General features: G+C 59.4%; 5 protein-coding genes and 1 pseudogene. 4 read left to right on the plus strand and 2 right to left on the minus strand.

Annotated features, from left to right (window positions below; translation table 11 throughout):
• Positions 1 to 133: 133 nt before the first annotated feature.
• Positions 134 to 478, minus strand: a pseudogene (locus J9611_RS20710) (IS3-like element ISAar46 family transposase); the annotation flags it as partial.
• Positions 479 to 798: 320 nt separating this feature from the next.
• On the opposite strand from J9611_RS20710, the gene J9611_RS20715 reads away from it, so the two are divergent.
• From J9611_RS20715 to J9611_RS20730, 4 genes are all read left to right on the plus strand, one after another.
• Positions 799 to 2,301, plus strand: a complete 1,503-nt coding sequence (locus J9611_RS20715) for an esterase/lipase family protein (RefSeq protein ID WP_211883005.1) — start codon at positions 799 to 801, stop codon at positions 2,299 to 2,301.
• Between the two features lie 807 nt (positions 2,302 to 3,108).
• The gene (locus J9611_RS20720) at positions 3,109 to 3,453 is read left to right on the plus strand and encodes a helix-turn-helix domain-containing protein (protein WP_211883006.1); all 345 of its coding nucleotides are present in this window, start codon (positions 3,109 to 3,111) and stop codon (positions 3,451 to 3,453) included.
• A gap of 16 nt (positions 3,454 to 3,469) precedes the next feature.
• On the plus strand, positions 3,470 to 4,264 hold the full coding sequence (locus tag J9611_RS20725; protein ID WP_211883008.1) for an ImmA/IrrE family metallo-endopeptidase: 795 nt from the start codon (positions 3,470 to 3,472) through the stop codon (positions 4,262 to 4,264).
• Positions 4,261 to 4,887 carry a PIN domain-containing protein gene (locus J9611_RS20730; RefSeq protein WP_211883010.1) on the plus strand — a complete coding sequence of 209 codons (627 nt, stop codon included), beginning with the start codon at positions 4,261 to 4,263 and terminating at the stop codon, positions 4,885 to 4,887. The genes J9611_RS20725 and J9611_RS20730 overlap by 4 nt, the downstream gene beginning before the upstream one ends.
• A 359-nt stretch (positions 4,888 to 5,246) precedes the next feature.
• Here J9611_RS20730 and J9611_RS20735 read toward each other — a convergent pair whose 3' ends face one another.
• Positions 5,247 to 5,693, minus strand: a complete 447-nt coding sequence (locus J9611_RS20735) for a bleomycin resistance protein (protein WP_211883012.1) — start codon at positions 5,691 to 5,693, stop codon at positions 5,247 to 5,249.
• Between the last annotated feature and the right edge of the window lie 493 nt (positions 5,694 to 6,186).

Here is a 6,186-nt window from a genome sequence, read left to right on the forward strand (position 1 = left end):
ACTCCTGGGAACCGGCGACGTCAACAATCACCGGATTAACAGGAGTTCCACTACGTTAAAAGCCGCCACGCCGGCTCACGGCCCAGTCACAGGCCTTTCGGGGTTTAGGAACAGGCTCTAAGAACGCCTGCAGTTTTCCCATCAGGTCCAAGGCTGCCTCGGTCTTCTTCAACCGGCTCTCACTCACCTCTAACTGGCGGCGCAAACGCGCATTCTCGGCCTGGTCCGCCGAGAGTTTCCCGATCGATTCGCCGGCCTTCTTCCCGGCCAGGACACCGGCGTCACGCAGCCGACGCCACTCGGTCATCTGCGAGGAATACAGCCCCTCCGTGCGCAGGAACGCACCACCCTCATTGCTCTCACACGCGCTCTCGTACGCGGCCAAGAACTCAAGCTTCTGGGCCGGGGTGAACGACCGGCGAGACCGCGGACCACCGGCCCGCGGTCCGGAACCACTACTACTACTACTACTACTCACAGCACTATCTTCCCGTACTGCACTCAAAACTGGACTGGACATGATTACTGGATTCCTGGTTCTCGCCCCACGCGATTAAACGGACTTGCTATGAGCCCCTGGTACCGTTCCAGCCTGACACGTAGGGCCCGGACGCAAAGAAAAAGTCAGGGCCTCCAGTTCCGGCAGCCGCAGAATGCCCCGCCAGTGGCCTACGCGACGAAGCTCCCCTAATGGTTCTTCGATAGCTGCTGCGCGGGCATCTTTGATGAGTCATCGCTCCCTTGTGCGGGTCAGTCGGCAATGCCAAAATGAGCGATGATGCGGGACTGGAGCTACTAATGAGTGAGCGACTTCCAATTGTCTATGTCCGGGGGTTCGCCGGTGGTCAGAATGCTATCGATGACGCCGTCGACGATCCGTTTTACGGCTTCAATGAAGGATCGACCCACATCCGGGTCGGTGCCGCAGGCCAGCCCCGGTTCTACCAGTTTGAGGGACCGCTCCTGCGGTTAATGAAGGAACACAACTACAATCTGGCCGTGGCCGGCAGCCAGCAGCAAGTCCTGCTCGACGCCGCTCCGGGTGAGCTCGCTCCGGATTCAATCTGGGTATACCGGTTCTATGATGCCGATTCCGGGACCTTCGGCGCCGACCCGCTACCGTACGATATCGGGCAGGCCGCGACAGGCTTGGCTGATTTCATTGCCTTGGTGCGCTCCAAAACACAGGGGGAGCCCCTGGTTTACCTGGTTGCGCATTCCATGGGTGGCCTGATCTGCAGAACTGCCTTGCAGCGCGAACTCGAAGATCCCGTCGGAACCGTATCGAAGTTGTGCACCATCGGCACTCCTCATGGGGGTATCGATCCACAACTGGGAGGTCCGGTCGGCGGCTGGATCATGAACACGTTCGGGCCCATGGGTTCTGCTGTCTTCACCCCCGATCATATGCAGGGATACATGCTGCCGGCCGGTCATGACCCTGCGGGTGAGACTGATCCCCGGACGGGTCGCTGGGACCCGCGGCGCATGATCGGTCCGTTCAAGCCCGCACGCGTGCTGAGCATTGTGGGCACCAACGCAGGGGATTACGCCGTGGCGCGGGGTTTGTCCTCGGCGCTGATGGGTGTCCAAAGCGATGGTCTTGTCGCCATCCGCAACGCTTACGTCTACGGGTCCGCGCGTGCCTACGTTCACCGCTCCCATTCCGGCCGTTACGGGCTGGTCAATTCCGAAGAGGCTTACCAGAACCTCAGCCGGTTTCTTCTCGGCGGCCTACGGGTGGACGTCGGTCTGCACGGGCTGGACTTCGGAAACCAGGCAGACCGCATCTGGCAGGCGGAAGTCCGTCTGGCCCTGCGCGGGGTCCCGGTGTTAATCCATGAACAGACAGCAGATCATTACTGTCCCGTGGATCTCAATGCCGAAGCGAAAGAACTCGCCACACCGTTGTCTCCGGTGCCGCTGGTGACGATCTTCCTGCAACCCCGGGAACAGCCCGTCTGCCGGTACGCACTGGACCTGAAGGTCCTCTCACTCAAGGAATCCGGCGGCATCCTGGGTTTCGCCGACCACCTCGAGCAGATCGGCGACTGGGAAGACACCCTGGTCGTGGATGTCGTGCTCGACGCTGAGGGTGCCGCGCGAACCGTTACCTGGCAATGGAACAGCACCCTCCCCGGACGCATCGCCGATCAGGCAGAACTAACTAACCGGCTCGACTGGGGAACCGAAAACACCAGCGACAGTCAATGGCATGTGAGCATTCCCGTCACCGACGTCGGCAGGGCCCTGCTCGGCAACGACACCCGCCTGGAACTCGACGTCAGCCACTGGGGCTAGAACCAGGCTCCCGACCCTGAAAACCGCAACTCCCCCGATAACCTCGCCGGTCCGGCCCAGGAACCATTTCGCCGAGAACCCCGCTGCCGCCCGGATCACACTCGACGACGATACATTTGAACACATCTCCACGTCGTACCGGCACCATCGGGGGAACGGCTACGACCCGGCGGGAATGAAAACCATAGGAATCTGACTGCTAAAGTGCCTTCACCTTCCCGCCGCGTCTGCTCTGCCCGGGCCGCTGACGCTTAATTTCAGTATCGGAGGACCAAGGCCCGGCGCCGACGGCGTTCGGCGGGTCGGTGAAGACCCGGTGGCAGCCTGCGGCATTCAACGCCGCATGATTCAGATCCGCGTTCTGCTCCACGGTGCTGACCCTGGCATATCCGACACTCCCATGCCCACCCCCTTACGCTCATCAAAGGCCAAATTTCCTCTTGCTGAGAATAGAACAAGTGAGACACGTAGGTGAGACGAGGTCGGGTCCAGGGAGTTGCCGCGAATGCTGGGCTTCGACGAACCACTGACAGACCAGGCCTTCTGTCTGGATAAAGGATCCCTTGATGAGATGGCGACGGGCAGAGTGGCCGGAATCCGTCAGCTCCTAAATCGGCAACTACACCCGGGTACCCACCCAACGATCAGGACCACACTGCTCAGCGGAACGGCCTCGCGCCTTCTAAGGACGGCGAGGAGCGGTTATTGCCACACCAACTGGCGTCCGCCAAACCCGCGCGCTAAGATTGAATCAAACATTGAGCCTGTGATTCACAAATCGATGTTCAATCCAAGGAGACGAGTCTAATGACGATGACGACAGGCGACCGCATCAAGCATTACCGCACACAAAATGGGATGTCCCAGCGCGCCCTGGAGGAGAAGATCGACCTCTCCCAATCCACGATTACGCGCATCGAAAACGGTGACCGCGCCGTTAAGCCCTACGAGCTTTCGGCTATCGCCATGGCATTGGGCTGCCCGGAATCGAGCCTCATGGAAACCCACCCGCTACGCGATCGCGTGCAATACGCTGCTCGGACGGCGATTGGGAAACACCCCGACACGGAATCGGTCAAAGATCACCTTTTCTACCTGCTCGAAATGGACAACTACCTGACCCGCGCCCTCAAGGCCATCCAGCCTGCCTAAATAGCTGAAGCCGACGATGACGATGACCAATGAGGACAAGGCCGCCAACGCCGCGGCTAAGTTCCGCCGTGATTACGACCTAGGCAATGCCCCGATCAACGACTTGAGCGATCTGATCGAGGGTCGCCTTGGCATTGATGTAGCGATCGTGGAGATGGACGACGGACTGGATGGCATGGTTATCCAAGACCCGGAAACCCACCAGCGAATCATCTCAGTCGCCTGCACCACGTCCGCGGAACGTCAACGAGCCACTCTTGCTCATGAGGTGGGCCATCTCGAACTGGGAGACTTCGCCAACGGCGGCGTGATCGACTGCGGTGCCCGGAGCCCCGAAGAAATTCGAGCCGACACCTTCGCTCGTCATTTGCTGGTCCCACAGCAAGGAGTGACCGAATTCCTTGAAGGCCTCGGCAAAGAGCGCCAGCAGTTGAACGAGGCCGACCTGGCTCATCTCGTGCGATACTTTGAGGCCTCCCCCATGATGATTCTCATTCAGCTCGAGAATGCCGGATGGTTGGCTGTAGGCCAGAAGGACGCCTGGAAATCTTATTCGGCCGGAAAATTAGCTGCCCGCTACGGCTGGTCAGACGAACACCGAGCCTCACAGCGGAAGGCGATGATGCCCCAAGCTCCGATGCGGATCGTGGCAGAAGCCATGGAAGCATATGTGAACAATCTGATAGGGCTGGAAGCGGTCGCTAGAATTCGCGGCATGAGTTCATCAGATCTTAAAGCCGAACTGGACGAAGTCGGCATCGAGCCCAAACCAGCCGCCCTGCCACCGACGAGGTTCGGCCGCCGCAAGTGACGATCGAACCCGACAATCAAACGGACCATAGTGAACTAGTCATCCTGGACGCGGGCCCAATCCTGAACTTTATGGGCCGCAGTGACACGACAGACCTTTACCTTAAGACGCTCAAAGCGATGACCGACAGCGTTGTTGTTCCAGACGCAGTGGTGGACGAGGTAGAGCACAAGTCGGGCAAGGACAAGCGGTTCGCCGCGTGCCGAATGAAGCTTCTGGCCGTCATCGGCGGAAAGCACATCACCACGCTCGTGACGCCCGAAAGGCACGAAGACGAAGACTACGAGTTCCATTGGGCGTGGGTAACGAACAACTGCCCTAAGTCAATGCTCAGCTCAGGCAAAAACCGTGGTGAAATGGTACTGATCGCTCACGCTCGAGTCCTCCAATCGCGCGGTCTCGACGTCGTAGCCATGATCGATGACCAGGACGCCGTGGACCTCGCTACGAAGGCCGGCATCCCCAGCTTCAGCACGGTGCAGTTATTTCAAGAGAGTGTTGCCCGCGGGCTTATCCCGGACAAGACTCAACTCAAGAAGCTCTACGGTTTCGTCAGGGAGAAGGACGACGGACTGCTGCCATTCAAGCAAACTGAGTTAAGGGACGAGTTTCCTAAGTCATAGTTTGGGAACTGCCTTTCAGCGTTTGGAAACCGTCGAACCTGGTTTCCAAACGACCACCTCACCGAAGCTAGACCAAACCATCACGACCGAAGCATCAGTCGAGTTGCACAGGCCGAAAGTTAGTCTGCACGTCTTTCATGGGACGCCTTTAGGGGAATAGATGTGAAACGGATTTCGGAGGCTTGCCGCCACGTTCAAAGGACCAGTCCTGAGCATCCCACTACCTAGGAACTGGGACAGTTACTGAACCTAGGGCCAGCCTTGTCCGCACCCCTGCTGAGCACACGTCCGTATTTTTTGGAACGACCCGCCAAAACTGTCGTTCCCGCCGCCTCTTCTCCGTGATCCTACGCGGATACTCATGCCGGCTCTTGAGAGACAAGTCTTCGTCCCAGGTGCGCCTGGAACCGAATCAAATACCCGTCGGGATCTGCCACCAGAAACTGTGTGACGCCGACTTCGTGCTCGCCGGATCTGTACCACTTAGTCTCGGGCGCCAGGCAGAGCGGCCAGCCTCCGGCATCCAGCGCATTCACGAGCGGCTCGATCGACGGAACTGAAACCTGAAAGTTAATCCCGCGCCCGAGTGGACGTTCAAGCGGCCCAGTGATCCAGTTACGACCAACTCCAGCCTGCTCCAGCATGACGTGCGCCGCCCCACTGGCTATATAGGCGAATCCCTCATGGAGCCGGTGATAGAGCACCGCGAACCCGCACAGCCGGCACCAGAAATCCAGGCTCTTGTCGAGATCCGTGATCAGAAGCTTCGGCACCAAGCCCGGATCGGGTGCATCAGCAGTAGTCATGCCAAGATCTTCCCACTTGCTCGCGAGACGGTCCTCGCGCCAGACCCTGGCGTGCGCGAGGATTTGCGAGATGACATCGGTCTTTGCAGGAGTCCTGCTCTTTGTGAAAGTTCAAGAAGCTACTGCGAGAGAGTGGCAGCATCCTCCGCCGCTGCCACGCCTACTCCGGCCTCCCGGGTTTTCCGCCCCCTTGGTGCCAGTAAGAGCGCCCACCGCTGGGGTAGAATCCGGCCCGCATCGCTCCGCGCTTAGGGCTGAAGGCCCGACCCGCGCTACGCGGGGTCGGACCTGGATCTGAGCACCTTCAAGATCCGCATCAGAAATGAACCGGCGGTATTCCGGCCAGATCGCGCGACCTTCGGCAACGGCAGCCGCGCCTAGGACTGCGCTGAACAATTTGGGTGGTTTAAGGCGCGCCTGCTGGACTTCGCGCAGTGGTCCTTAAGACTGGGTGTATGCAAGGAATTGAGGCGGCCCAGCGCGGATATTTGGA

Origin of the sequence: Pseudarthrobacter albicanus (genome assembly GCF_018224015.1) — a bacterium.
GTDB classification, from domain to species: Bacteria; Actinomycetota; Actinomycetes; order Actinomycetales; family Micrococcaceae; genus Arthrobacter; species Arthrobacter albicanus.